Here is a 24,094-nt window from a genome sequence, read left to right on the forward strand (position 1 = left end):
ACGCGCGGCGTCTAGTCTTCCTCGTCCTCATCGTCGTGATGTGAGGTCGGGGTGTTGGCGAACACGTTCTTCAGGTCGACATCGTCGCCCCGGTCGTCCTCGTCCTCATAGACCGGCTCCGGCTGGACATCCTCGACCTCGCCCGCCGGGCGCAGGGACGGGCCGTCCGGAACGATGCCCTTCTTCAGGTCGTCCTTGGCTTTCTTGTCGGCGGCCTTGCGGACCACTGCGTCCAGCTCGATCTGGCCGACCAGGCCCAGGGTCACCGGGTCGACCGGCTTGAGATTGGCGCTGTTCCAGTGGGTGCGGTCGCGGACCGCCTCGATGGTCGACTTGGTCGTGCCGAGCAGCTTGGAGATCTGGGCGTCGGTCACTTCCGGGTGGTTGCGCACGAACCAGGCGATGGCGTCCGGCCGATCCTGGCGACGCGACACCGGGGTGTAGCGGGGGGCCTTTTTCTGCGGCTTCAGCAGTTCGGCGTGGCGGCTCTTCTGCACCTGCATGCGGTAAGCCGGGTTAGCGGTCGCCTTGTCCAGCTCCTCGCGGTTCAGCTGGCCATTGGTGATCGGGTCGGCGCCGCGGATGTCGCGGGCGACTTCGCCGTCGGCGATGCCGCGCACCTCCAGGGGGTGCAGGCCGCAGAAGTCGGCGATCTGCTCGAAGGTCAGGGAGGTGTTGTCCACCAGCCAGACGGCGGTGGCCTTCGGCATCAGGATGGGTTCGGCCATTGGCGTGCTCCAGAAACAGCGGCGCCCGGCCTTTCGGCCGGGCGGGTCTTGGAATTAGCTATAGCGAGGTTCCCTGAAAAAGGGAACGGGAAGGTTGTTCCGCTGTCCAACAACCTTGCTGGCTAGCCGATATAGCCAAGCAGCACGAGGATAATGACGATCACCAGGACCAGGCCGAGACCGCCGCTGGGGAAGTAACCCCAGGAGCGCGAGTGGCCCCAGGTCGGCAGGGCGCCGACCAGCGCGAGGATCAGGATGATGATCAGGATAAGACCAAGACTCATGGGGATGTTTCCTTGAACAGCGAGGCGCCTTGGCCGTTCAATCCCTGAAACAGCAGCAAAGTTCCGGGAGGTCCCATGTATGTCGCCGTCTACGCCTGGCGGGTGAAGCCGGGGAAGGAGGCGCAGTTCCGGGAGGCCTGGCGGCGAGGAACCCGCGCCATCACCCAACTCTATGGCTCGTTCGGCTCGCGGCTGCACCAGGCCGAGGACGGTCGGTTCATCGGCTATGCGGAGTGGCCCGACGAGGAAACCTGGCGAAAGGCCTTCGACGCCAAGATGGTCTATGACGATCCGGAGGCCCGGGCGGCGTTCATGGACGCGCTCGAGGACGACAGTCGGCCAGGCGAGATGATCGGCAACATGCTGGTGACGGACGACCTGCTGACCACGCACCCCACCCGGGGCTAGGCGAGCTGGTCCTTGGTCACCCGGTTGGCCCACAGCAGGCCCAGGAAGCCGCCCTTGATGCGCGGCAGGAGCAGCAGCACCACGGCAGTGAGGATGGACAACGAGGCCGGCACGATGATCCAGGGGGTCACTTCCCACATGAAGGGGAAGAAGAAGGCCGGGGCGATCAGCAGGTGGCCGACCAGCAGGATGGTCAGATAGGCCGGGCCATCGTCGGCGCGGTATTGCGACAGGTCATGCCCACATGCGGCACATTCCGGCTGCACCTTGAGGTAGCTGCTGAACAGCTCGCCCTCGCCGCAGTTGGGGCAGCGGTGCTTCAGGCCCCGCTTGATGCCCAGGCCGAGCGGTCGGGCGGAGTTGGGAGTGGCGTTGGACATGGCGCTAATATGGACGTGCCGGCGGCGCGCGGGAAGGGCGACGAGGGCCAACGGCCTTCACATTCGGTTTCGGGCCGCTAACGGACTTGAGCCAAGGCCTCCGCCAGTTCGTCGACCATTTCCGGGGTGGTGGCCCAGCTGCACATAAACCGCACGCTGCCGTCCAGGAAGCGGTAGACGAACCAGCCCTTGGCTTTCAACCGGTCCAGCGCCGCCTCATCCATCTCGACGAACAGTCCGTTGGCCTCGACGGGATGCTTGAGCGGGAAGGGCATGGCTTCGGCCAGCCGCCGGGCCATGGCATTGGCGTGGGCGGCGCGGCGGGTCCAGGCGCCGGTCTCCAGCAGGCCGATCCAGGGGGCGGCCAGGTAGCGACCCTTGGAGACCAGCTGGCCGGCGTGCTTCAGCCGCGCGTCGAAGCGGCGGGCAAGGTTCTTGTTCAGCAGCACCAGGGCTTCGCTCGGGGTCGAGCCGCTCTTGGTGCCTCCCATGACCAGGATGTCCACGCCCATGGCGGCGATGGATTTCAGTTCGAACCCGGCCGCCACGGCGTTGGCCAGCCGCGCGCCGTCCAGGTGGACGCCATAGCCCATGTCCTTCACCGGCCGGACCAGGGCCTGCAGCTGCGCGGCGGAATATACGGTGCCGTACTCGGTGGCCTGGGTCAGCGACAGGGCCGCGGCGGGCTGATGGTAGGAGACGTCCGGCTTGGCCAGCTCGGCGGTCAGGCCGGCAGGCTCGATCTTCCCAGAGGCGCCCGACAGGTGGATCAGACCGACTCCCGCCCCGAAGAAGCCGGGAGCCCCGGTCTCGTCGGTGCAGACGTGGGCATGGGCATGGGCCAGCACCGCCTCATGCGGCGCCGCCAGCGCCGCCAAGGCGACGGCGTTGGCCGCCGTGCCGGAGGCGGTGAAGCGAATCTCGGCGTCGGCGTCGAGGGCGGCGCGGATAAAGTCGGCCGCCCGGGCCGAGATGTGGTCGGTCCCATAACCGGAGGCCGTCCCGGCGTTGGCGGCGATCAGCGCCTCCATCACCTCGGGCATGGCCCCGGCAACGTTGTCGGAGGCGAAGTCGTAGCGGGCGTCGGTCATGGAGGGTGTCTAGCGAGAGACGCGGCGGAGTGGAACCTGGCCGACACCGTAAGGCCTCTCCCTCCCACGCCTTCGGCGCGGGCCCCTCCCTCTCCCTCGCGGGAGAGGGTTCGCGAGCGCCAGTACGCTCAAGTTAGAGCCAGCACCGCACAAAGCCCCTCTCCCGCGGGAGAGGGAGGGGCCCGCTCTGTGCAGCAGCGTGGGAGGGAGGGGGTTTACGGTGCGTCGGGCTTAGCAAACCGCGGTTCCCACCAGCCCTTCCAGCGGGCCTCCAGGTCCGCGAAGGCGGCGTCGCTGAGGCCATAGGTGGTGAGGATGGCCATGCCGGCGCCATGGCCGCCGCCGCCGGTCCAGGCGCCGGCGTCGTGCAGGTCGAGCAGGCCATCGCCCCAGGCCTCGACGGTCAGGGCGACCTGCCATTTTGAGGCGTACCAGACGGTCCCCTTGAGGCTGTCGCCGGTGGGGATGGCCCGCTCGAAAGCCGCGCCTTCGGCCGCGCTGGCGAGGTCGCTCAGGCCCAGGGCCGCCATAGGTCGATCACCCTCCCGTTCGCCCTTCGGGGCGGTGAAATAGAGGGTGCGGCGTTGGCCCAGCCCATGCCGCTCGATGGCGAACTTCAGCTGCAGGACAAAGGCGATCCAGCCCTCGGTCATGTCCTCGTAGACGTCCTCCCACGTCGCGCCGTCGGCCGGCGCCGCCCGCACCACCCGCAGCCGGGTCCCGGCCCCTTCGGCGGTGATCTCGAACCGGTCCTGGGTCCCCTCGAACAGGATGGTCCCGGTCCCCTCGTCCGCCTTGGCGTATTTGACGAAGATGAAGTCGACCTCATCGGCCAGGCTGCCCGAGTCCCAGCCGAACCAGCGCAGGCCCTTCGCCGGGTCGCGCACCGCGTCCCAGACCTCCGCCACGGGAGCGGAGATGGTCATGTCGATCAGCACGCGGTCGGCCATCGCCGCCTCCTATTGTCTGGTTGTCTTGCGAAGCCGCGCGCCGGCGGCGGGATGGGCTCCGGCGACGAGCCGGAACGGCCGCCCGCCAGGGGTGTCGAACTCGGTGACCAGATCGGCCAAGGCCGCGGCCAGCCGGTCGGCGAAGCGTTCCAGGTCGCCGGGCGCGGCAAACGCCACCTCGGCGTCGAGGGTGAAGGTCAGCAGCCGGCGGCCCTCGGCCTCCGCCGCGCCGCGCATCCGGCCGACGTCGCGGACGATCTCGGCGGCGGTCCGCGTCAGGTGATCGGCGGCGTATCGGTCCTGGGTCCAGGCGGCCGCCGTGCTTGGCCCGCTGACCACCTCCGGGTCGACCATGTAGGCGTCGGCGCTGGCTTGCAGCAGCCGCTCGGTGAACCCGCGCCGCTTGCGCGCCTCGACCAAGCGGACGAGGCCTGCCGCCTCCAGTTCGCGCAGGTGATAGCCCAACTTCTGGCGCGGAATCCCCAAGGCGACCGACAGGCTGGCGGCCGAGCCCGGCTCGCGCAGGGCCTCCAGCAACTGACGCCGGATCGGCGACAGGGCGAGACGCACCCGATCGGCATCGTCCAGCAGGGCCAGGGGCGTGGTCATACAGCGAAGGAACAATAGAAAGGAAAATTTGTCAAATGGGGTGCTGGGCCGTCCGAGCTGAGTTCACCGGAGCGAGCTAGACCTCCCGCCCCCAGGCCCGGACTTCCTCGACGAACAACTCAGGCTCCTCCATCGCCGCGAAATGGCCGCCGCGGGGCATATCGGTCCAGCGGCTGATGTTGTAGGCGCGGCCGGCCCAGCTGCGGGGTGGGGCGCTGTACAGCGCCTCGCCGGGGAAGTTGGCGAAGGCGGTGGGGGTCTCGCACCGGGTCCCTTCGGGCAGGACGATCCCGCCCTCCTCGATCAGGGCGCGGTAGTACCAGGCGCCGGTCGTGAAGCTGCCGGTCATCACGTAGATCATGACGTTTGTGAGCAGCTGGTCGAGGCTGAAGACCTCAGTGAACGGCTTGGTCCGCAGGTCGGCCCAGTCATGGAACCGCTCGAGGATCCAGGCCGCCTGGCCGACCGGGTTGCCGGCCCCCAGCCAGGCCACCGACTGGGGCTTGGAGACCTGCAGCCGCAGATAGGCGCCCATCATGTCGCCGGCCGCTCCGGTGCGGGTGATCCAATCGATTTCGTCCTGGCTCTGCGGCGGGCCGAAGGGACGCAGGCCGATCATGTTGAGGTGGATGGCGTGGGCGTGGGCTCCGTGGTCGTGGCCCAGCCAGCTGGTCACCAGGGCGCCCCAGTCGCCGCCCTGGGCGAGATAGGTGTCGTAACCGAGCACCTCCGTCATCAGGGTGTTGAACAGCCGCGCCGTCGCCCGCTGGCCGAACGGCCGCGCCGGCTTGGATGAGAAGCCGAAGCCCGGCAGCGAGGGGATCACCAGGTCGAAGGCGTCGGCCGGATCGCCACCGAACCGGCTGGGGAAGGCCAGCCGCTCGGCCGCGCCCCAGAACTCGTAGTGGCTGCCCGGCCAGCCGTGGCTCAGCAGCAGGGGTCGCTTGCCGCCGGCCTCGCCGACGAGGTGGACGAAGTGGAGGTCGAAGTCCTCCACCCGGGCGGTGAACTGCGGGAAGCGGTTGAGATCGGCGACCGCTCCGCGCCAGTCGTAGCCATCCGTCCAGTGGGCGCAGATCTCGCGCAGGAACTGCGGATCGGTCCCGCAGCCCCAGCCGCCCTCGATGGGGGCGACTGGGAAGGGATACTCGCGAACCCGGCGCATCACGTCGGCGACGGCGGCTTCGTCCCAGGAGACTTCGAACGGCTTGGGCGTGGTCATGGCGCTTCCCTCATTTGCCGTCAGTTGGCCGCCAGGTGACGTGGCGGCGGTCAAGCGTTCAGGGAACCATCACCACCCGCCCGACCGCCTGCCGGCTTTCGATATAGCGGTGCGCGCCCGCCGCGTCGGACAGCGGGAACACCTTGTCGATCACCACCTGCAGCCCGCCGCGGGCGCAGTCGTCGACCAGGGTCTGGATCATGTCGTGGGCCCGGTCGCTCATGATCTCGGCGCCGAGAAAGACGCCGCTGAGGGTGCGGTTGCCGCCCATCAGGCTGGAGACGTCGACGACCATGGGCTCGCGCCCGGCGTTGCCGACCATGGAGAGGCGGCCGCGGTAACCGAGGCTGGCCAGCGAGCCCTTGAGGGTCGCGCCGCCGACGCTGTCGACCACCAGGTTAACGCCCTTCTTGTCCGTCAGCCGCATGACCGCGTCCGGCACGCTTTCGGCCTGGTAGTTGATGCCGTGGTCGAGGCCGTAGGCCTTGAGCCTGGCCAGCCGCTCGTCGCTGGAGGCGGTGGCCAGCACCCGGGCGCCGGCGCGCTTGGCCAGCTGGATGGCGGCCAGGCCCACGCCGCTGGCGCCGGCCTGGACCAGAACCGTTTCCCCGGCCTTCAGGCGGCCGAACTCGAACAGGCAGTCGTGGGCGGTGCCGAAGGTGACCGGGATGGCCGAGGCCTGTTTGATGTCGTAGCCGTCCGGCACCAGCCAGCAGTTGCGGGCCGGCACGGCGCGCAGTTCGGCATGGCTGCCGAAGCCGTCGACCGTGGCCACGCGCTGGCCGGGGCGCAGGTGGGTGACTTCGGAGCCGACCTCGATGATCTCGCCCGCCGCCTGATAGCCGACCACGTGAGGGTGATTGACGAGCGGCCCGCCGAACCGGTTGAGGGTGTCGCCGCCCTCGATGCTGATCGCCTCGACGCGGATGATCACGCCCTTGGGATGGCAGACGGGGTCGGGGACCTCCTCATATCTCAGGACGTCGGGGGGACCGTTCTCGTAGTAGACGGCGGCTTTCATGGCGGGCTCCCTATGTGTTTGCCGGGAGCCTAGCGGGTCACGCCGCGCGTGGGGACTTAAGTTTTCCTGTTGGCCTTTCGCGCCCAGTCCCAGATCCGCCAGCCGAGCAGCACCGCCAGGAAGGCCGCGTAGATCAGCGGCGGGCGATGGTCGGCCTTCACCAGCATGTAGTAGTGCAACACCCCCAGCGGGGCGATGACGTAGATCAGCCGATGCAGCCGCCGCCAGCGGACCGGGCCAAGCTTGCGGATGGCGGCATTGGTCGAGGTGATCGCCAGCGGGATCAGCAGGACGAAGGCGGTCATGCCGATGGTGATGAACGGCCGCTTGAGGATGTCCTTGCCGATGGCGCCCCAGTCGAAGATCTGGTCGAGGCCGATGTAGCTGGTCCAGTGCAGCAGCACATAGGCGAAGGCGAACAGCCCGACCGTGCGGCGAAAGCGGATCAGCCGGGGCATGCGCAGGATGCGGGCCGCCGGGGTGATCGCCAGGCTGATCAGGATGAACCGCAGGCCCCAGACGCCCAGTTGCCGGATCAGGGCCTCGATTGGGTTGGCGCCGAGGTCGCCGTTGAACAGGTTCCAGCCCAGCCAGGGGATCGGGGCGAAGCAGGCAAGCCAGACGAGGGCGTAGACGAGGTTGTCCCGGGTCTTGGACGCCATCAGTAGAATTTCTTCAGGTCCATGCCGCGGTAGAGCGAGGCCACGCTGTTGTAGCCGTTGAACATCAGGGTCTTGCGGCGCTTGAACTCGCCGATCCGCCGCTCGGTGGCCTGGGACCAGCGGGGGTGGTCCACGGTCGGATTGACGTTGGAATAGAAGCCGTACTCCTGCGGCGCCGAGACCTGCCAGGCGGTGCGGGGCTGGGTCTCGGTGAAGGAAATGCGGACGATCGATTTGATCGATTTGAAGCCGTACTTCCAGGGCACGACCAGCCGCATCGGCGCGCCGTTCTGGTTCAGCAGGGTCTGGCCGTAGAGGCCGACGGCCATCAGGGTCAGCGGGTGCATGGCCTCATCCAGCCGAAGGCCCTCGCGATAGGGCCATTCGAGGACCGCGCGGCGTTGCCCCGGCATCTCCGACGGCCGATTGAGGGTCTCGAAGGCGACGAACTTGGCCTTGGCGGTCGGCTGATAGCGCTTGAGGATGTCGGCCAGCGGAATGCCGATCCAGGGGATGACCATCGACCAGCCCTCGACGCAGCGCAGGCGATAGATGCGCTCCTGCAGGGCATGGCCCTTGAGCACGTCCTCGAGGTTATAGGTCCCCGGCTTGGCGCAGTGGCCGTCGACCTTGACCGTCCAGGGCCGGGTCTTCAATCCGCCGGCGTTGCGGGCCGGATCGTCCTTGTCGACGCCGAATTCGTAGAAGTTGTTATAGCTGGTGATGTCCTTGAACGACGTCTTCGGTTCCGGCGTCGAATAGGGCCAGGGCGCGGCCTTCAGCGGCGCGGCGGCGGCTTCGGTCGGCGCCGAACAGGCGGCCAGGATGCCGGTTGCGGCAATGCCGGTCATGAATTCGCGACGTCGCCGATAGATCGGTTCGGGGGTGACGTCGTTCTCGGTCAGGTCGCCGGCGTTCCGGATCAGCATGGGTCTCTCCGCTCGGCCCCTTGTTGAATGTGGAGCCGATCACAGGCGAGTCAAATGCCGGTGCGGGGATCGTGTTCGGATCAGGCCGCGCGGGCGGCCTTCTTGACCTTGGTGATGGCCCGTTCGCGCTTCAGGCGCGACAGGTGGTCGATGAACAATACGCCTTCCAGATGGTCCATCTCGTGCTGGATGCAGACGGCGTAGAGGCCGTCGGCGTCTTCCTCGACCAGCTTGCCGTTGTAGTCGAGGTAGCGGAGGTGAACCTGGTCGGGGCGCTCGACGGTCTCGTAGATGTCGGGCACCGACAGGCAGCCTTCCTCGTAGGGGGCCAACTGGTCGTTCTTCCGGACGATCTCGGGATTGACGTAATACCGCGGCGCCGGCTCCTCGCCCTCGCGGGCCAGGTCCATGACGATGATCCGCTCGGGCACGCCGATCTGAACGGCGGCCAGGCCGATGCCGGGGGCCGCGTACATGGTCTCCAGCATGTCGTCCATAAGGGCGCGGGTCTCGTCGGTGACCGCCTCGACGGGAACGGACTTCTGCTTCAGCACCGCCAGATCGGCGGCGTTGTCGACGGTGAGGATGCGACGGATGGCCATGGCGGGGAGGTAGGGTCTCGATAGTTGAGCGTCAAGCTGGGGCTTGGTCGCGGGCGATCAATGCTTCTCCAGGGCGGGTGTCTCCACGCTGAGCTTGGCCAATGGCCGGATGCCGCCTTCGACCGTCGGCAGCTCGGGCATCTCTTTGCCTTCGTGATCGACCTTGAGGTCCTCGAACTTGCGGGCTTGGCTCAGCACCTGGGTCTCAAGGCTGGCGACGAACTGGTTGTACTTGGCGGACGCGGTCTCCAGCGCCTTGCCCAGCCCAACCACATGGCCACCCATCACCGACAGCCGGGCGTAGAGGTCGCGGCCGAGCTTGGCGATCTTGTCCGCGTTGGCCGCCTGTTCCTCGACCCGCCAGCCATAGGCGACGGCCTTGCAGAGGGCGAACAGAGTGGTGGGGGTGACCAGCAGGACGCGCTTGTCCATCGCCTCGGTCATAAGTTCGGGCATGCGGTCCAGGGCGGCGGCCAGGAAGCCGTCTCCGGGCACGAACATGGCCACGAAGTCGGGCGAGCGCTCGGTGGCGAACTGGTCCCAGTAGGCTTTCGCGGAAAGCCCCTGCATGTGACCCCGCACGCTCTGGGCGTGGCGGTGGAGGGCGGCCTCGCGGGCCGTGTCGTCGATGGCGTCCTGCGCCTCCATGAAGGCGTTGAGCGAGCATTTGGCGTCGATGGCGAACACCGCGCCGGCCGGCATGCGGACCTTCACGTCCGGGCGGCGGCGGCCCTCCTCGCTCTCCAGGCTGAACTGTTCGACGAAGTCGTAGTGGCTGGTCAGGCCGGCGGCGTCGAGCACGTTGCGCAGGGTCTGCTCGCCCCATCGGCCCTGCACGCCGGCGCCCCGGCGAAGCGCCGTGGACAGCTTGCGGGCCTCGGCCTGGGTGGCGACGGAGGCCTCCATCAGGGCGGCGATCTGTTGCTTGAGGCCGCCCTGGTCCTCGGCGCGCTTCTGCTCGGCGGCGGTGACCTGGGCCTCGAACTTGGCCAGGGTGTCGGCGACCGGCTTGAGCTGGGCCTCCAGCCTTTGCTGGGCCATCAGCTCGCGATTGCGGAAGGTTTCCTCGGTGCGCTTGAGCAGCGCTTCGGCGACGGCGCCGGCCTGCTGCTCGGCCTGGGCTTTCAGCAGCGCGGCGGCCGATCCGGACTGGTCCTCCAGGCTGCGCGCCCGGGCGTCCGCGAGGGTGAACTGCTCCTGCAGCGACCAGGCCTTGGCCTCGGCCGCGGTCGCCCGCCGACGCTCCATCAGGGCCCAGGCGAGGGCGACAATGGCCAGCAGCGCAAAGGCTGCGGCGATGACCAGGGCGAGCGTGGCGGCGTTCATGGTTGGTTCTTAGCGGAGTCGCGCGCGGTGCGGTAGGGGGACCGGTTGCGCTCGCAGAGCGCTACCTGTCCCCGATTTGCGGAGGAGGCGGACGCTTCCGCGATCCAGACGTCTGGAGTGCTGATGGTATTAATCCGGGCGCTGATCGGGGACAGGTAGCGCTTGCGCGCAACCGGTCCCCCAAAGAGCGCGCTAAGCCGGTCGCCGGGCCCGCATGGCCTGCGCGATCGTGCCGTCGTCGAGCCAGTCGAGGTCGCCGCCGACGGGGACGCCACGCGCCAGCATGGTCACCGAGACATCGAGATTGCTCAGCCGCTCGGCGATGTAGTGGGCGGTGGTCTGGCCGTCGACCGTGGCGGGGAGGGCGAGGATCACCTCGCGAATCTCGTCTTCGGTAACCCGCTCGGTCAGCTCGTTGATCCGCAGATTGTCCGGGCCAACCCCGTCCAGGGCCGAGAGAAGGCCGCCGAGCACGTGATAACGGCCACGGAAGGCCCCGGCCCGCTCCATGGCCCAGACGCTGCCCACCTCCTCGACCACACAGATCAGGGTGCGATCGCGCAGGGTGTCGGCGCAGAGGCCGCAGGGATCGCGGGTGTCGAGGTTGCCGCAGACGCTGCAGGTCTTCACATGGGCCTGCGCCTCGGCCAGGGCCAACGCGAGCGGCCCCAGTAGCTGGTCGCGACGCTTGAGCAGGGTCAGCGCCGCTCGCCGGGCCGAGCGAGGACCCAGCCCCGGCAGCTTGGCCAGCAGGCTGATCAGCCGCTCGATCTCAGGCCCGGCGACGGAGGCCACCTAGAACGGCATCCCCGGAATCTTCATCCCGGCCAGCGGCCCGGCGGCGGCCTTCATCAGCTCCGCCGTCTGGGTCTCCAGCTTGCGGCGGGCGTCGGCGTGGGCGGCGATGATCAGGTCGGCGATGACCTCGCCCTCGCCGGGCTCGATCAGGCTCTCGTCCAGCACCACCTTGGCCAGCTCGCCGGCCCCGCGCAGGGTGACGGTGACCATGCCGCCGCCCGAGGTGCCTTCGACCTCGATGGCGGCCGCCTTCTCCTGGGCCTCGGCCAGCTTGGCCTGCATGGCCTGGGCCTGCTTCATCAGCCCCTGGAGATCTTTCATTTTTTCTCACTTCCTTCGCTGAAGAGGCCGCCCATGGTCAGCATCTGGTCGCGAATGGCTTCCGGATTCTGGGTCTGCATGGCGTCGTAGGCCTCCAGTTCGGAGGGGACATACCAGTGGATCTTGTTCGAATGGTAGGCGCCCCAGACCGCTTCGGCCACTTCTCGCGGAGGTGTGAGCCGCCACATGCCCTCGGTCGGGGCGGTCGCCTTGGCCTCGTCGGGCAGGATGGGGGTGTCGATCATCCCCGGCAGGGTGTCGGCGGCGCGCACCCCATGGGCGCGAAGCTCAACCGACAGGGCCTCGGTCAGCCCCTTCACCGCATGCTTGGTGGCCGAATAGACGGCGATGTTGGGAATGCCGAATATGGCCGAGGACGAAGAGGTGGTGAAGCAGAGGCTGTTGGGCGTGGCTTTGAGCAGCGGCGCGGCCAGGTGGATGCCGCTGAGCACGGCGACGAAGTTGATGTTCACCACATCCATGACGTCCTGCCACGGCTGGTCGATAAACGGTCCGCCCCGGCCGATGCCGGCGTTGTTGAACAGAAGGTCCAGCTTGCCGTCGGTGGCCTTGGCGAAGGCGTCCAGCACGGCGGCGTATGCGTCCCGGTCAGTGACGTCGAGCACCCAGGTCAGGATGTTGGCCTCGCCCAGCTCGGCCTTGAGGGCATCGAGGCCCGCCGCGTTCACGTCGACCCCGCCGACGAACCAGCCCTCCTTGGAGAACAGCCGGGCGGTTTCCAGGCCCATGCCGCTGGCGGCGCCGGTGATGAAGATGGATTTGCGGCCGTTGGCGGTGGTCATGGCGTCTCTCCCTGTGTCCGGAGGATCAGTCCTCGTCGTCCGGTTCCACCGGAGGATCGCTAGCGGCTTCCCCTTGCGGAATGGCAAGGGACTTCACCGCCAGGATTTCGGCGCCGGGGAAGGCGTCCAGCACCGAGCGGACGAAGGGGTCGGCTTCGATCTCGGCCCGCGCCTCGCGTTGTTCGCGCTTCTGGCGTTCCCACGCGGTCTCCGCCCCACCGCCGCCCTCGGCCGCGACCAGCCAGGGCTGGCCGGTCCATTCCTTCAGCCGGGCGACAAGGCGTTGGGCCAGGTCCTTCGGCGTGCCGGGAGCCGGTTCGAAAACGATGGCGCCAGGACGGAAGCTGACCAGCCGCACATAGCCGTCGACGTCGAGCTTGAGGCGCATGTCGCGCTTCTTCTCGATCAGGGCCAGCACGTCGTCGAAGCTGGCCAGGGTGACGGTTTCGGCTTGCGGCGCAGCCTGCATGACCGGCTGGGCGAAGCGGGCCTGGGCCACCGCCCCGCCGCCGGCCGCTACCTGTCCGCCGCCGCCCGACGGGCCACCGCCGATCGGCTCGCCGTCGCGCAGGGCCTTCAGCGCCTCCTCGGGGCCGGGCAGGTCGGCGGCGTAGGTCAGGCGGATCAGCGCCATCTCGACGGCGGCGCTGGGGTCTGGCGCCCGGCGGACCTCGTCATGGGCCTTGAGCAGCATCTGCCACAGGCGCGACAGGCTGCCTGCCGAGGCCAATGCGCCGACGGCGGCGATCCGCTGGGCCTGCTCCTTGGGCAGGGTCAGGGCGTCCGGACCGAGCGCCTTCGATACCGCGGCCTGATGGCTGTGCTCAAGGAGGTCGAGCACGACCTGGACCGGATCGGCCCCGAAGCCCCAGAGGGTCCGGAAGGTGTGGATGGCGGCGCCGGTCTCCCCGCGCATGACCTGTTCGAACAGCTCGATGGTCTGCGACCGGTCCGCCAGACCGAGCATGTCCTGCACGATCTTGGTCGGCACCACCTGGCCAGGCTCGGTCTGGACGATGGCTTGGTCGAGCAGGGAGAGGCCATCGCGCACGCTGCCCTCGGCCGCGCGGCTGATCAGCGCCAGGCCCTCGGCCTCGACCTTGGCGCCTTCCTTTTCGCAGATGCGCTCGAAATGCCGGGCCAGAACGTCCGGCTCGACCCGGCGCAGGTCGAAACGCTGGCAGCGGGACAGGATGGTCACCGGCACCTTGCGGATTTCGGTCGTGGCGAAGATGAACTTGGCGTGCGGCGGCGGCTCTTCCAGCGTCTTCAAGAGGGCGTTGAACGCCGCCGTCGACAGCATGTGCACTTCGTCGATGACATAGACCTTGTAGCGGGCCTCGACCGGCGAATAGCGCACCCCGTCGAGCAGCTCGCGCATCTCATCGACCTTGGTGCGGCTGGCGGCGTCGAGCTCCAGCACGTCCATGTGCCGGCCCTCGCGGATGGCGGCCGAATGAACGCCGTCGACGGACAGGTCCATCGAGGGCTGGTGGACGGTGTCGCTCTCGTAGTTCAGCGCCTGGGCCAGCAGGCGGGCAGTGGTGGTCTTGCCCACCCCCCGCACCCCGGTGAGCATGAAGGCGTGGGCGATGCGGCCGGTGGCGAAGGCGTTGGTGAGGGTGCGCACCATCGCCTCCTGGCCGATCAGGTCCTCGAAGGTGCGCGGCCGGTACTTGCGGGCCAGCACGGTATAGGCCGGCATTTCGGCCAGATCCGGGGCCGGTGGGGGCGGCTCCGGCATCGCAGGCTGAGGCGAGGGATCGGGATCGCCGAAGATGTCCACGGTGTCGGGATCGCGCTCCGGGGCCTCGTCGCGGGGCTCATCTTCATCCCAGGGCGGTGCTGTGTCGGACATCGAGGCTCGGGATGACGAACGGAAGGGGAATCTCAGTCAGGCCCACTCTAGTCCCCCGACGTCGATGCCGAAAGGTGGGGACTGGTTCGCCGCACAGCGGCGTACCTGTCCCCAGTATGGCGCGGAGAGTTGGTCTCACCGAGATGCGGGTGTTCGGGAGAGGCGGCTGAAGCGCGCCTGGATCGATCGGCGGCGCTGATCGGGGACAGGTACCGGTCCCCAAGGGAAGGTGGAGACCGGACAACGACCCGGAGCAAATCTCGTTGTGGCTGCTGCCTTCCGGCCCTGACCAGGTTGGCGAGGACTCCGCCCATCGCCGATCTCCGAGGCCTATATCGCGATGGAAGGTCGCTGACGCAAGGTCTTCCTTGTCGCGGGCTCGGCCTCGGTGGCAGAACAGCGCCATGCCTCTTTCCGCCATCGCCAACGTCTTCACCGGCAATCCCCTCGATCGGGCCAGCGAACGGCGGCCCGACGCCGCCTGGATGGACGCAAAGCTGGAGGCGGGGGATTCCCTGGCCGTGGCGCTGTGGAACGGCCAGCCGTTGGTCGAGACCAAGGACGGCAAGGTCCAACTCTCCTACATCCCCGCCGACATGGCCCAGGAGCTGAGCGGCGGCTGGGAGCGGCTGCTGTTCATGGGGCTGTGGAAGGAGACCGCGGTGTTCGCCCTCGACATCGAGGGCGGGGCCGATCCGGCCGAGGGGCCGCTGCAGGGGCTGGGCCGGTTCCAGGATCTGCGCAGCCTGGCCATGGCGCTGCCGGGCACGGAGGCGGCGATCGCCGCCACCGCCAAGGGGATGTTCGAGTGGCGGCGCAAGCATCGCCACTGCGCCAACTGCGGCGAGCCGAGCGCGCCCCAGGACGGCGGCTGGAAGCGGGTCTGCCCGGCCTGCAAGGCCGAGCATTTCCCGCGCACCGACCCGGTGTCGATCATGCTGGCCACGCACAACGGCCGCTGCCTGATGGGTCGCCAGGCGATCTGGCCAAAGGGGATGTTCTCGGCCCTGGCCGGCTTCCTGGAGCCCGGCGAGAGCATCGAGGAATGCTGCGCCCGCGAGCTGAAGGAAGAGGCCGGGCTCAACGCGGTGTCGGTGCGCTACCACTCCACCCAGCCCTGGCCGTATCCCAATTCGCTGATGATCGGGCTGATCGCCGAGGTCGACAGCGACGAGGCCACGCCCGACCAGACCGAGCTGGAGGCCGTGCGTTGGTTCACCCGCGAGGAGGCCCGCAAGCTGCTGGCCGGCGAGCTGGAGGGCCTGTTCTGCCCCCCGCCGCTGGCCATTGCTCACCAGCTGCTCAAGAGCTGGGCGAACGAAGAGGATTAGGCGCTTCGCTCTCCCCCATCGCAGATGGGGGAGTGGCCTTGGCGAGCGCTGCAAGCGAGCCAAGCCGAGGGGGGGGCACCGCCGGTTCAAGGCTAACCCCAACCGCCGGCGCTGCCCCGCCTCCTGGTCCGTCGCTCACGCTCCGAACCGTCCTCTGCCCCCTCGCGGGGGCGGAGAGCGAAGGTCTAGGCGAATGTCTCCAGCGCCAGACAGCCGGCCCAGACCGTCAGGGCGATGGTCGACAGGCTGAACAGCAGGAAACGGATCGCCACCCGGTTGATGGTGTTCTGCACCAGGCTGTGGAGGATCCGGATCCCCACATAGGCCCAGGCCAGGGCGGCGGTAAACGGCGACTGGGCCCCGACCAGATAGGTGATGACCGCCAGCGCGTAGAAGATCGTCGGCTGCTCCATCAGGTGGTTGTAGTTGTTGGCCACCTGCCGGGCGCCGTCCGGCAGCACGTCGAGGCTGCCCGGGAAGCGGGCGTCGTCGGGCTTCAGCCCTGCCTTGCCAATGGCCGGCAGCCGGGTGGCGTACATCCACACCCAGACCAGCAGCGACCAGATCACCAGCACCAGCGCCGGCGCCAGCACGGATTCGAACACGGATTGTCCCTGGAACGTCATCTCGCCCTCCCAAGCGATGAGTCTTGGTAGGGGACGCTAACTGAAACGGCGGTCTTTGAAAGCGTGTCGTAGCGGAAGCACCACCACACCCGTCATCCCGGACGACCCGCAGGGGCGATCCGGGACCCAGGAGTGACAGGGCGCGGGCCGCAACGCTGCGTCCGATAGCAAGTTCACGCACCCCTGGGTCCCGGCTCTCCAGCCCTTCGGGCTTCCGGCCGGGATGACGGTGCTGGTTAATTCAGCTCGAAATCCCCGCGATTCGGCGCCCGCGTCGCTTCCCAATAGTCCACCAGCGGGAAGGGCCAGTTCTGGCTGACCCGGCCCTTGGCGTTCTTGTACCAGCTGGACACCCCTTCGACGCCCCAGGCCATCTGGGCGTTGGCCTCGTCGACCTTGGCGTTGAAGGCGTCGTGGACGTCCGCCTTGACCTCCAGGGTCTTGGCGCCCTCGTCGACCATCAGCCGCAGGGCCTCGACGATGTAGCGGACCGAGGCTTCCGAAAAGAAGATGATCGAGCCGTTGACCACGATGTTGGTGTTGGGGCCGTAGAGCATGAAGAAGTTCGGGAAACCGGGCGTGGTCATGCCGAGATATGCCCGGGCGTCGCCGTCCCAGGCGTCGTGCAGCGACACCCCGCCCTTGCCGACCACCTTCATCGGGGTGAGGAACTGGCTGGCCTTGAAGCCGGTGCCATAAATCAGAACGTCGCAAGGGTGTTCTGCGCCGTCGGCGGTGACCACCCCGCCCTTGGTGACGGCGGTTACCGGCTGGGTGACCAGGTTGACGTTCGGCCGGCGCAGAGCCTCGATCCAGACGCCGTTGTCGCGCAGGGCGCGCTTGCCGCCGAAGGGATATTGCGGCGTCACAGCCTCGAAAAGTTTCTCGTCCCCGCCGGTCTGTTCGCCGATCTTCATGACCAGCAGTTCGCGCAGGCCCGCGCTGGCCTCGCTGATCGTCCCCTGCGGGCCGTTCCAGGCGGGGTCTGCCTTCACCGCCTCATAGACCCCGTCGGTCATCGTCCAGAACAGGTAGAAGCGGTACCATTTGTCGTAGAAGGGCACGTGCTCCAGCAGGCCCTTTTTCCCCTCGCCGACGGTCTCGTGATAGTCCTCGGTCGGGGCCAGCCAGGGCGGGGAGCGCTGGAAGACGGTGACCTGGCCGGCCTCCGGGGCGATCTTGGGCACGAACTGGAAGGCGCTGGCGCCAGTGCCGATGACCGCGACCTTCTTACCCTTCAGGTCGACCGAATGGTCCCAACGGGCTGAGTGGAAGTTCGGCCCCTCGAACAGCTCGCGGCCGGGAATGTTGGGGAAGTTGGGCTGGTTCAGCTGGCCTACAGCGCTGATCACCGCGTTGCCGGTGAAGGACCGGCCGTCCTTGGTGGTCACGGTCCAGCTCGCAGACCCTTCGTCGAAGCGGGCTTCCTCCACCTCGGCCCCAAACTGGATGTGTTCGCGCAGGCCCCATTTGTCGGCCAGTCGCTGGAAGTACCCCAGCAGCACGTCCTGGGTCGAATAGCGCTGGGGCCAGTCGTGGTTGGGCTCGAAGCTGAGCGAATAGAGGTGGTTGGGGGTGTCGACCCGGCAGCCGGGATAGCTGTTCTCCAGCCAGGTGCCGCCGACATCCGGGTTCTTGTCGAGGATGGTGTAGCCCACCCCCGCCTGACTCAGCCGGATGGCGGTGAGCAGGCCCGACATGCCGGCCCCGATGATGATCACCTTCAGCTTGGCCCCAGCCGCCTTCTCCTGCGGCGTCCAGACCGGACGGTCGGCGTCGGTCCCGTCGAGGCCGAGTTGTTCCATCAGCATCGGGCCGTAGCGTTCGGGGATTTCTGCGCCGGCCACGAAGTCCATCATGAACCGGACCTGGGCCGCGGTCGGCGGCGGGGGCAGGGGCTTGCCGGCGGCGAGGTCGGCCAGGGCCTGTTTGGCGAGATCCCGGATAGCCTTCGTGTCGGCCTCGGAGATGCCACCCTGGCCGTCCCCCAGCACCTCATAGACCGGCCTGCGGGCCTCGGTCAGGTGGTCGGTGTTGCCGGTCAGGTGGACCAGGGCGACCATCAGGCTGGGGATGTGGGCCTCGGCCAGGGCGGCGTCGAGGTCTTCGCCGGTCAGGGCGAAGGGGGTGGCGGGCGCGGTTTCGCCGTCCATGGCTCAAGTCTCCTCGCGGCGCCTCTCGCGGGCGCTCTTCGGGACCACTGTAGGCTTTACCGTGGCGGGGGAAAGCGTGACGTCGGGGCGCCGCGCGAAGGTTTGAACAGGCGGATGCGAGGACTAGGCTGTCGGCATGGGAAAGATCATCGCCGTGCTCAGGGCCATGAACCTGGGCGGACACAACGCCGTGCCGATCGGGCGTCTGAGGCAGTTCGTGACCGACGAGGGATTCGCCGATGTTGCCAGCTACATCGCCAGCGGCAATCTGGTGTTCACGGGGGACGGGCGGACGACCGATGCGATCTCCGCCCAGTTGGAGGCGGCGTCGGCCGAGACACTCGGGCTCAAGACCGACTGGATCCTGCGGACGCCGGCCGAATGGATGGCGATGATCGCGGCCAGCCCGTTTCCCGACTTCGCCAAGGCGTCACCCAGCAAGTACCTGGTGACGGTGTTCAAGACCGATCCGGACCCTAAGCGGCTGACCGAAGTCGAAGCCATCGCCACGCTGGGAGAGGAGATGAAGCTGGTCGGCCGAGCGCTCTATATCTGCTTCCCGGAGGGGGCTGGGAAATCAAAGCTGGCCGGGGCGGCGATCGAGAAGCGGCTCGGAGCGAGGGGTACGGCGCGGAACTGGAACACGGTGCTCAAGCTGGCGGAGATGGCGGAGACCTAAGGTTTGGAGCTGGGCGGGAGATCAAGCCTGAGCTTCAAAGGTAAATTTTGCACGAATTCTTGTGCCGCAGACTCGAAATCCAAAAGTTCCCTTGTCTTCAGACTATAAAGTTCGTTGATATCTATTCCCTCTAGATCGCTCAATGATCCTTCGTAGTCATATATTTTGATCCCGCCAAGCATATGTGTCGCCGAACAAAGTATTGATAGTTCCAAAACGAAAATGCTTAACCTTTCGAGTGAGGTGCTTGCAATGTCCATGAAAAAACCTTTGCCGAATTCTGGATCATCAAAACGTTCTTCGTGGTGATAGTGAATCAATCCTCCCCAATCTACGTCAGGAAGTCTATATCCACATATTTTGCCAAATGGCACATGATCAATCTTATTGGGATAGTTGTCGTATATCTCAAGATTGACTACAGTTGACGGTTCGATATTTACGAGCTTATGCAAGGCCTTCGTCGCCGCCAATGATAGTGCATCCCGGTGGATCACTACCTGGTTTGGCCCGCTAGCGCTTAGTGTTTGGCCTCCCATAGATAAACTCCAAGCGTGGTGGACGTTACCGCAAACTCGCGTTGATGCCAGACAACGCCGCCGAGCCGGGGGTCAGGTCGGCCGTGTTTAGTTCGTTGAGCGGCGTCCTGGTGGTGCCCAGCGCATCGTGCAGGTCTTCGGCTTCCGGGTCGACGTACAGCAGGCCGGTGACCACCTCGCCGGCCGCCTGGCGTTCCTGCAGGAAGCCCATGGCGCGGATGCGGTCGGTGGGATCGTAGTCGGCGGCCAGCTTGCGCAGGGTCAGGACCGTGCCGTCGTGCTGCTCGACCCGGACGGTGTCGCCGGCGGCGTAGTCGGCGGTGATCGGCGAGCGGCCGATCATCACGTCCAGCCGGTTGACCGCCTCATTGTGCTCGCGGACCCAGTCGAAGCTCTTGGTGCTGCCGGCGTGGTTGTTGAAGGCGATGCAGGGGCTGATGGTGTCGATGAAGGCGGCGCCCTTATGCCGAAGCGCGGCCTTGATCAGGGGGACCAGCTGGGCCTTGTCGCCGCTGAAGCTGCGGGCGACGAAGGTGGCGCCCAGCTGCAGGGCCAGGCTGACCATGTCGATGGCGCTGTCGTGGTTGACCACGCCCTTCTTGGACTTGCTGCCCTTGTCGGAGGTGGCGCTGAACTGGCCCTTGGTCAGGCCGTACACCCCGTTGTTTTCGACGATGTAGGTCATGTTGACCCCGCGCCGGATCGAATGGGCGAATTGTCCCAGACCGATGGAGGCGGAATCGCCGTCGCCGCTGACACCCAGATAGACCAGGGAGCGGTTGGCCAGGTTGGCGCCGGTCAGCACCGAGGGCATTCGTCCGTGTACGGTATTGAACCCGTGGCTGGCCCCCAGGAAGTAGTCGGGGGTCTTGGACGAGCAGCCGATTCCGCTGAGCTTGGCCAGGCGGTGGGGCTCAAGGTCCAGCTCGAAACAGGCCTGGACAATGGCGGCGCTGATGCTGTCGTGGCCGCAGCCGGCGCAGAGGGTGGAGACCCGGCCCTCATAGTCGCGGCGGGTGTAGCCGACGGCGTTGGGCTGCAACGAGGGGTGGGCGAATTTCGGCTTGGCGATGTAGGTCATTGGGCCATCTCGCTCTGAACGGGCGCGCCCATCAGGGCCGAGATTTCCTTGGTGATGAAGCGGGCGGTAATCGGCGCCCCCTCATAGTGCAGGATCTTGACCAGCCGGGCCGGATCGACCCCGCCCTCGGTCATCAGCAAGGTGCGCAGCTGGGCGTCGCGGTTCTGTTCGATGACGAACACCAAGTCATGGCGCTCGATGAAGTCGAACACCTCGCCGGGAAAGGGGAAGGCGCGGATGCGCAAAGCGTCGACATAAAGGCCCTTGGCCTCCAGCGCCGCCATCGCCTCATCCATGGCCGGGCCGGTGGAGCCGTAGTGGATGACGCCGAAGCGGGTGGGCCTGCTGGCCCTGGCCTCGATGGGGGCGGGGACCAGGGACTTGGCCGTCTCGAACTTCTTCAGCAGCCGTTCCATGTTGTCGACATAGACCGCGCCCTCCTCGCTGTAGCGGGCGTAGCGGTCGCGGCTGGTGCCTCGGGTGAAGTAGGCGCCTTTGCTGGCGTGGGTGCCGGGATAGGTGCGGAACGGCACCCCATCGCCGTCCACATCGAGGTAGCGGCCGAAGTCGCGACCCGCCTCCAGCATCTCAGCGGTCATCACCTTGCCGCGGTCGAGCTGCTTGGCGTCATCCCATTGGAAGGGTTCGGTCAGCCACTCGTTCATGCCCATGTCGAGATCGAGCATGACGAAGACCGTGGTCTGCAGCCGGTCGGCGAGGTCGAAGGCCTGGGCGCCGAACTCGAAGCATTCGCCCGGATCGCGGGGCAGCAGCAGGACATGCTTGGTGTCGCCATGGCTGGCGTAGGCGGCGCTGAGGATGTCCGACTGCTGGGTGCGGGTCGGCATGCCGGTGGAGGGGCCGCCGCGCTGGACGTCGAAGATCACCGCCGGAATCTCGGCGAAGTAGCTGAGCCCGATGAACTCCTGCATCAGGCTGATGCCGGGGCCGGAGGTGCAGGTGAAGGCGCGGGCGCCGTTCCAGCCGGCGCCGACCACCATGCCGATCGAGGCGATCTCATCCTCGGCCTGGACGATGGCGTATTTGGCCTCCTCGGTGACCGGGTCGACCCGCAGCTGCTCGCACCAGTCGGTGAAGGCCTCGGCCAGGCTGGTCGAGGGGGTGATTGGGTACCAGGCGCAGACGGTGGCCCCGCCGTAAACGGCGCCCAGGGCGGCGGCGGCGTTGCCCTCGACGAAGATCCGGTCGCCGACGGCGTCTGCGCGCTGCACCTGCAGCCCCAGCGGCTTGAGGTTCTCGCGGGCGTACTCGACGCCCATGTGGAAGGCCTCGATGTTGGCCGGGATCAACTTGGGCTTCTTGGCGAACTGCTCGGCCAGCAGGGTCTCGATGACCTCGTTCTCGATGCCCAGCAGATAGGTCAGCACCCCGATGTAGATGATGTTCTTGAACAGCTGGCGTTGGCGCGGGTCGCTGTAGGCGGTGTTGCAGATTCGCTGGAGCGGGGCGCCGATGACCGTGATGTCGTTGCGGAAGCGCTCCGGCGGCATCGGCCGGGTGGAGTCGTAGAACAGGTAGCCGCCGGGCTCGATTTCGGCGAGATCCCGGTCCCAGGTCTGGGGGTTCATGGCGACCATCAGATCCACCCCGCCCCGGCGGCCCAGCCACCCCTCACCGCTGATCCGCACCTCGTACCAGGTCGGCAGGCCCTGGATGTTGGAGGGGAAGATGTTGCGGGCGGCGACGGCCACCCCCATGCGCAGGATCGACTTGACGAACAGGCCGTTGGCGCTGGCCGAGCCCGAGCCGTTGACGTTGGCAAACTTCACCACGAAATCATTCACAGCGGTGATGGGCATTAGCGGCATCCCCCCGCTTGCGTGGTGTTGAGCAGGAACTTCTGCATGTCCCAGGCGCCGGTCGGGCAACGTTCGGCGCAGAGGCCGCAGTGGAGGCAGACGTCCTCGTCCTTCACCATCACCCGGCCGGTCGGCAGGGCGGTGGAGACATAGAGGTCCTGGGTCAGGTTTAGGGCCGGGGCCTTGAGGCTGGCGCGCAGGTCCGGCTCGTCGGCATTGGCCGTGAAGGTGATGCAGTCGGTGGGGCAGATATCGACGCAGGCGTCGCATTCGATACAGGCCGGGGCGCTGAACACCGTCTGGACGTCGCAGTTGAGGCAGCGCTGGGTTTCGGCATAGGCCAGGGCCATGTCGAAGCCGAGCTCGACTTCGGCCTTCACCGAGGACAGGGCCAGGGTGGTTTCCAGTAACGGCACCTTCTTGCGCTCGTCGAGCGAGATGTCGTTGTCATAGCTCCACTCGTGGATGCCCATCTTCTGGCTGGCCAGGGTCACCCCCGGCGGCGGCCGAAGGCCGACGTCCTGGCCGCGGCAGTAGAGGTCGATGCTGACCGCCGCCTCATGGCCCTGGGCCACCGCCCAGATAATGTTCTTGGGGCCGAAGGCGGCGTCGCCGCCGAAGAAGACCTTGGGGTTGGACGACTGGAAGGTGGTCTCGCCGACCACCGGCATGCCCCATTTGTCGAAGTCGAGGACCTCGCGCTCGATCCAGGGGAAGCTGTTTTCCTGGCCGATGGCGACCAGCACGTCGTCGCATTCGAAATGCTGGTCCGGCTCGCCGGTGGGCTTCAGCGACCTGCGGCCATCCTCGCCAGTCTGCCAGCCGACCTTCTCGAACCAGACGCCGGTCAGCTTTCCAGCCTCGTGGGTAAAGCTCTTGGGGACCAGGAAGTTGAGGATGGGGATGCCTTCGTGCATCGCGTCCTCCTTCTCCCAGGGAGAGGCCTTCATCTCGTCGAAGCCGCTGCGGACGATGACCTTGACGTCCTCGCCGCCCAGCCGCCGCGAGGTGCGGCAGCAGTCCATGGCGGTGTTGCCGCCGCCCAGCACGATCACCCGCCGGCCGATCTTCTCGATATGGCCGAAGGATACGGATGAGAGCCAGTCGATGCCGATATGGATGTTGGCGGCGGCCTCGGCCCGGCCGGGCACGTCCAGATCGCGGCCGCGCGGCGCGCCGGTGCCGACGAAGATGGCGTCATAGGGCTCGGCCAGCAGGCCCTTGAGGCTGGTGACTTCCCGGTTCAGCACCAGCTCCGGCCCCATGGCGGTGATGTAGCCGACCTCTTCGTCGATCACCTCCTCGGGCAGGCGGAAGCGGGGGATCTGGCTGCGGATCATGCCGCCGCCCTTGGCGTCGCGGTCGATGACCACGACCCTGTAGCCGAGCGGGGCCAGATCGCGGGCGACCGTCAGGCTGGCCGGGCCGGCCCCGACGCAGGCCACCGTCTTGCCGTTCCAGGCTTCGGCGGGCTTGGGCATGCGCCCGTTCAGCTCGCCCTTGTTGTCGGCGGCCACGCGCTTGAGGCGGCAGATGGCGACCGGCTCCTCCTCGACCCGCCCGCGCCGGCAGGCCGGCTCGCACGGGCGGTCGCAGGTGCGGCCCAGGATCCCCGGGAAGACGTTGGACTTCCAGTTGACCATGTAGGCGTCGGCGAACCGGCCCTGGGCGATCATCCGGATGTATTCGGGCACCGGCGTATGGGCCGGACAGGCCCACTGGCAATCGACCACTTTATGAAAGTAATCAGGCGACTCGATATTCGTCGGTTCCAACTGCGGAACGCTCCTCTTCCCCCGCTCCCGTGTCTGGGAGGTGAGACGAAGCCGCTACCGGGCGACCACGCCCTACGCCCGCACAGAATGCCTTGTTA

Annotated in this window: 25 protein-coding genes and 1 other RNA gene; 3 read left to right on the plus strand and 23 right to left on the minus strand. The window is 67.3% G+C overall.

Features of this window, described 5'->3' with window-relative positions:
- Positions 1-11: 11 nt before the first annotated feature.
- Together GVN21_RS13385 and GVN21_RS13390 are read right to left on the minus strand one after the other, a co-directional pair.
- Positions 12-728, minus strand: coding sequence for a cell cycle transcriptional regulator TrcR (locus tag GVN21_RS13385; protein ID WP_166575259.1), 717 nt, complete (start codon positions 726-728; stop codon positions 12-14).
- Positions 729-850: 122 nt separating this feature from the next.
- Entirely contained in the window at positions 851-1,012 is a 162-nt protein-coding gene (locus tag GVN21_RS13390) for a DUF3309 family protein (RefSeq protein ID WP_166575260.1), read from the minus strand.
- A gap of 75 nt (positions 1,013-1,087) precedes the next feature.
- Between GVN21_RS13390 and GVN21_RS13395 the strand changes: the two genes are divergently transcribed.
- A complete protein-coding gene (locus tag GVN21_RS13395; RefSeq protein ID WP_166575261.1) occupies positions 1,088-1,420 on the plus strand; it encodes an antibiotic biosynthesis monooxygenase in 333 nt (110 codons plus the stop codon).
- Here the strand turns inward: GVN21_RS13395 and GVN21_RS13400 are convergent.
- The 15 genes from GVN21_RS13400 to ffs form a co-directional block, all read right to left on the minus strand.
- Positions 1,417-1,800 carry a DUF983 domain-containing protein gene (locus GVN21_RS13400; RefSeq protein ID WP_166575262.1) on the minus strand — a complete coding sequence of 128 codons (384 nt, stop codon included), beginning with the start codon at positions 1,798-1,800 and terminating at the stop codon, positions 1,417-1,419. The genes GVN21_RS13395 and GVN21_RS13400 overlap by 4 nt on opposite strands.
- A gap of 77 nt (positions 1,801-1,877) precedes the next feature.
- On the minus strand, positions 1,878-2,891 hold the full coding sequence (locus tag GVN21_RS13405; RefSeq protein WP_166575263.1) for a beta-eliminating lyase-related protein: 1,014 nt from the start codon (positions 2,889-2,891) through the stop codon (positions 1,878-1,880).
- 215 nt (positions 2,892-3,106) lie between these two features.
- The gene (locus GVN21_RS13410) at positions 3,107-3,841 is read right to left on the minus strand and encodes an SRPBCC domain-containing protein (protein WP_166575264.1); all 735 of its coding nucleotides are present in this window, start codon (positions 3,839-3,841) and stop codon (positions 3,107-3,109) included.
- A 9-nt stretch (positions 3,842-3,850) separates the two neighbouring features.
- The gene (locus GVN21_RS13415; RefSeq protein ID WP_166575265.1) at positions 3,851-4,450 is read right to left on the minus strand and encodes a winged helix-turn-helix domain-containing protein; all 600 of its coding nucleotides are present in this window, start codon (positions 4,448-4,450) and stop codon (positions 3,851-3,853) included.
- A gap of 76 nt (positions 4,451-4,526) precedes the next feature.
- Positions 4,527-5,672 (minus strand): epoxide hydrolase family protein, encoded by a 1,146-nt coding sequence (locus GVN21_RS13420; RefSeq protein WP_166575266.1) that lies wholly within the window; start codon positions 5,670-5,672, stop codon positions 4,527-4,529.
- 58 nt (positions 5,673-5,730) lie between these two features.
- On the minus strand, positions 5,731-6,693 hold the full coding sequence (locus GVN21_RS13425; RefSeq protein WP_166575267.1) for a zinc-binding alcohol dehydrogenase family protein: 963 nt from the start codon (positions 6,691-6,693) through the stop codon (positions 5,731-5,733).
- Positions 6,694-6,749: 56 nt separating this feature from the next.
- On the minus strand, positions 6,750-7,355 hold the full coding sequence (msrQ, locus tag GVN21_RS13430) for a protein-methionine-sulfoxide reductase heme-binding subunit MsrQ (protein WP_166575268.1): 606 nt from the start codon (positions 7,353-7,355) through the stop codon (positions 6,750-6,752).
- Positions 7,355-8,284, minus strand: coding sequence for a protein-methionine-sulfoxide reductase catalytic subunit MsrP (gene msrP / locus GVN21_RS13435; protein ID WP_166575269.1), 930 nt, complete (start codon positions 8,282-8,284; stop codon positions 7,355-7,357). The genes msrQ and msrP overlap by 1 nt, the downstream gene beginning before the upstream one ends.
- Before the next feature lie 80 nt (positions 8,285-8,364).
- Positions 8,365-8,886, minus strand: coding sequence for a peptide deformylase (gene def, locus GVN21_RS13440; protein ID WP_166575270.1), 522 nt, complete (start codon positions 8,884-8,886; stop codon positions 8,365-8,367).
- Positions 8,887-8,943: 57 nt separating this feature from the next.
- Complete coding sequence (gene rmuC / locus GVN21_RS13445; protein ID WP_166575271.1) at positions 8,944-10,212, minus strand: DNA recombination protein RmuC; 1,269 nt, start codon at positions 10,210-10,212, stop codon at positions 8,944-8,946.
- A 192-nt stretch (positions 10,213-10,404) separates the two neighbouring features.
- Entirely contained in the window at positions 10,405-11,007 is a 603-nt protein-coding gene (gene recR, locus GVN21_RS13450) for a recombination mediator RecR (RefSeq protein ID WP_166575272.1), read from the minus strand.
- Complete coding sequence (locus GVN21_RS13455; protein ID WP_166575273.1) at positions 11,008-11,331, minus strand: YbaB/EbfC family nucleoid-associated protein; 324 nt, start codon at positions 11,329-11,331, stop codon at positions 11,008-11,010.
- Positions 11,328-12,134, minus strand: coding sequence for an SDR family oxidoreductase (locus GVN21_RS13460; RefSeq protein WP_166575274.1), 807 nt, complete (start codon positions 12,132-12,134; stop codon positions 11,328-11,330). The genes GVN21_RS13455 and GVN21_RS13460 overlap by 4 nt, the downstream gene beginning before the upstream one ends.
- A gap of 25 nt (positions 12,135-12,159) precedes the next feature.
- Complete coding sequence (locus tag GVN21_RS13465) at positions 12,160-13,992, minus strand: DNA polymerase III subunit gamma/tau (RefSeq protein WP_166575275.1); 1,833 nt, start codon at positions 13,990-13,992, stop codon at positions 12,160-12,162.
- A 227-nt stretch (positions 13,993-14,219) separates the two neighbouring features.
- An RNA gene (gene ffs / locus GVN21_RS13470) (signal recognition particle sRNA small type) lies at positions 14,220-14,318 on the minus strand.
- A gap of 78 nt (positions 14,319-14,396) precedes the next feature.
- Between ffs and nudC the strand changes: the two genes are divergently transcribed.
- Positions 14,397-15,323 carry an NAD(+) diphosphatase gene (gene nudC, locus GVN21_RS13475; RefSeq protein ID WP_166575276.1) on the plus strand — a complete coding sequence of 309 codons (927 nt, stop codon included), beginning with the start codon at positions 14,397-14,399 and terminating at the stop codon, positions 15,321-15,323.
- 185 nt (positions 15,324-15,508) lie between these two features.
- Here nudC and GVN21_RS13480 read toward each other — a convergent pair whose 3' ends face one another.
- Positions 15,509-15,949 (minus strand): MAPEG family protein, encoded by a 441-nt coding sequence (locus GVN21_RS13480; protein ID WP_205690085.1) that lies wholly within the window; start codon positions 15,947-15,949, stop codon positions 15,509-15,511.
- Between the two features lie 236 nt (positions 15,950-16,185).
- On the minus strand, positions 16,186-18,102 hold the full coding sequence (locus GVN21_RS13485; RefSeq protein WP_166575277.1) for an NAD(P)/FAD-dependent oxidoreductase: 1,917 nt from the start codon (positions 18,100-18,102) through the stop codon (positions 16,186-16,188).
- Between the two features lie 136 nt (positions 18,103-18,238).
- Between GVN21_RS13485 and GVN21_RS13490 the strand changes: the two genes are divergently transcribed.
- A complete protein-coding gene (locus tag GVN21_RS13490) occupies positions 18,239-18,781 on the plus strand; it encodes a DUF1697 domain-containing protein (protein ID WP_166575278.1) in 543 nt (180 codons plus the stop codon).
- Here GVN21_RS13490 and GVN21_RS13495 read toward each other — a convergent pair.
- From GVN21_RS13495 to GVN21_RS13510, 4 genes are all read right to left on the minus strand, one after another.
- Positions 18,778-19,254: a hypothetical protein gene (locus tag GVN21_RS13495; protein WP_166575279.1), complete on the minus strand. Its 477-nt coding sequence runs from the start codon at positions 19,252-19,254 to the stop codon at positions 18,778-18,780. The genes GVN21_RS13490 and GVN21_RS13495 overlap by 4 nt on opposite strands.
- A gap of 91 nt (positions 19,255-19,345) precedes the next feature.
- Complete coding sequence (locus GVN21_RS13500) at positions 19,346-20,401, minus strand: 2-oxoacid:ferredoxin oxidoreductase subunit beta (protein ID WP_166575280.1); 1,056 nt, start codon at positions 20,399-20,401, stop codon at positions 19,346-19,348.
- The gene (locus tag GVN21_RS13505; protein ID WP_240902933.1) at positions 20,398-22,221 is read right to left on the minus strand and encodes a 2-oxoacid:acceptor oxidoreductase subunit alpha; all 1,824 of its coding nucleotides are present in this window, start codon (positions 22,219-22,221) and stop codon (positions 20,398-20,400) included. Before GVN21_RS13505 ends, GVN21_RS13500 begins: the two co-directional genes overlap by 4 nt.
- Positions 22,221-23,996 (minus strand): FAD-dependent oxidoreductase, encoded by a 1,776-nt coding sequence (locus GVN21_RS13510; protein ID WP_166575282.1) that lies wholly within the window; start codon positions 23,994-23,996, stop codon positions 22,221-22,223. The genes GVN21_RS13505 and GVN21_RS13510 overlap by 1 nt, the downstream gene beginning before the upstream one ends.
- Positions 23,997-24,094: the final 98 nt, after the last annotated feature.

The organism is Caulobacter sp. SLTY (assembly GCF_009905535.1).
GTDB lineage: Bacteria > Pseudomonadota > Alphaproteobacteria > Caulobacterales > Caulobacteraceae > Caulobacter.

Bases quoted from the DNA above. Each gene is read 5' to 3' on its own strand.
- GVN21_RS13385 (WP_166575259.1), bottom strand. From the start codon at position 728: ATGGCCGAACCCATCCTGATGCCGAAGGCCACCGCCGTCTGGCTGGTG.
- GVN21_RS13390 (WP_166575260.1), bottom strand. From the start codon at position 1,012: ATGAGTCTTGGTCTTATCCTGATCATCATCCTGATCCTCGCGCTGGTC.
- GVN21_RS13395 (WP_166575261.1), top strand. From the start codon at position 1,088: ATGTATGTCGCCGTCTACGCCTGGCGGGTGAAGCCGGGGAAGGAGGCG.
- GVN21_RS13400 (WP_166575262.1), bottom strand. From the start codon at position 1,800: ATGTCCAACGCCACTCCCAACTCCGCCCGACCGCTCGGCCTGGGCATC.
- GVN21_RS13405 (WP_166575263.1), bottom strand. From the start codon at position 2,891: ATGACCGACGCCCGCTACGACTTCGCCTCCGACAACGTTGCCGGGGCC.
- GVN21_RS13410 (WP_166575264.1), bottom strand. From the start codon at position 3,841: ATGGCCGACCGCGTGCTGATCGACATGACCATCTCCGCTCCCGTGGCG.
- GVN21_RS13415 (WP_166575265.1), bottom strand. From the start codon at position 4,450: ATGACCACGCCCCTGGCCCTGCTGGACGATGCCGATCGGGTGCGTCTC.
- GVN21_RS13420 (WP_166575266.1), bottom strand. From the start codon at position 5,672: ATGACCACGCCCAAGCCGTTCGAAGTCTCCTGGGACGAAGCCGCCGTC.
- GVN21_RS13425 (WP_166575267.1), bottom strand. From the start codon at position 6,693: ATGAAAGCCGCCGTCTACTACGAGAACGGTCCCCCCGACGTCCTGAGA.
- msrQ (WP_166575268.1), bottom strand. From the start codon at position 7,355: ATGGCGTCCAAGACCCGGGACAACCTCGTCTACGCCCTCGTCTGGCTT.
- msrP (WP_166575269.1), bottom strand. From the start codon at position 8,284: ATGCTGATCCGGAACGCCGGCGACCTGACCGAGAACGACGTCACCCCC.
- def (WP_166575270.1), bottom strand. From the start codon at position 8,886: ATGGCCATCCGTCGCATCCTCACCGTCGACAACGCCGCCGATCTGGCG.
- rmuC (WP_166575271.1), bottom strand. From the start codon at position 10,212: ATGAACGCCGCCACGCTCGCCCTGGTCATCGCCGCAGCCTTTGCGCTG.
- GVN21_RS13455 (WP_166575273.1), bottom strand. From the start codon at position 11,331: ATGAAAGATCTCCAGGGGCTGATGAAGCAGGCCCAGGCCATGCAGGCC.
- GVN21_RS13460 (WP_166575274.1), bottom strand. From the start codon at position 12,134: ATGACCACCGCCAACGGCCGCAAATCCATCTTCATCACCGGCGCCGCC.
- GVN21_RS13465 (WP_166575275.1), bottom strand. From the start codon at position 13,992: ATGTCCGACACAGCACCGCCCTGGGATGAAGATGAGCCCCGCGACGAG.
- nudC (WP_166575276.1), top strand. From the start codon at position 14,397: ATGCCTCTTTCCGCCATCGCCAACGTCTTCACCGGCAATCCCCTCGAT.
- GVN21_RS13480 (WP_205690085.1), bottom strand. From the start codon at position 15,949: ATGACGTTCCAGGGACAATCCGTGTTCGAATCCGTGCTGGCGCCGGCG.
- GVN21_RS13485 (WP_166575277.1), bottom strand. From the start codon at position 18,102: ATGGACGGCGAAACCGCGCCCGCCACCCCCTTCGCCCTGACCGGCGAA.
- GVN21_RS13490 (WP_166575278.1), top strand. From the start codon at position 18,239: ATGGGAAAGATCATCGCCGTGCTCAGGGCCATGAACCTGGGCGGACAC.
- GVN21_RS13500 (WP_166575280.1), bottom strand. From the start codon at position 20,401: ATGACCTACATCGCCAAGCCGAAATTCGCCCACCCCTCGTTGCAGCCC.
- GVN21_RS13505 (WP_240902933.1), bottom strand. From the start codon at position 22,221: ATGCCCATCACCGCTGTGAATGATTTCGTGGTGAAGTTTGCCAACGTC.